This window comes from Rhodanobacter sp. DHG33, from assembly GCF_014843005.1.
GTDB lineage: Bacteria > Pseudomonadota > Gammaproteobacteria > Xanthomonadales > Rhodanobacteraceae > Rhodanobacter_A.
This window is the reverse complement of sequence record NZ_JACYXM010000038.1, coordinates 1-281: the sequence shown is the minus strand read 5'-3', so window position 1 is coordinate 281 and position 281 is coordinate 1. Positions and strand designations below refer to the sequence as shown.

At 65.5% G+C, this 281-nt stretch carries 1 protein-coding gene; it reads left to right on the top strand.

From position 1 onward, the window contains the following. A partial coding sequence (locus tag IHE46_RS16880; protein ID WP_192166096.1) for a hypothetical protein occupies positions 1 to 281 on the top strand: 281 nt, incomplete at both ends.

Here is a 281-nt window from a genome sequence, read left to right as displayed (position 1 = left end):
GCTCACCGTTTCGACCCGCGCCATCACCGCATCGACCTCACCCAGGCTCCGTTGCTCCGCTTTGCGGTGACCCAAGAACCGGACACCGGACGTTGGCTGGTCCTGCAGTTGATGCACCACCTGATCGGCGATCACTCCACCCTGGAGGTTTTGGATGCCGAGGTGCGCGCCTTCCTCGGCGGATACGACAACGCACTCCCGGCTCCCCAGCCATTCCGTCACCTCGTGGCCCAAGCCCGACTGGGCATCGCCCCCGAGGAGCACGAACGTTTCTTCCGCGC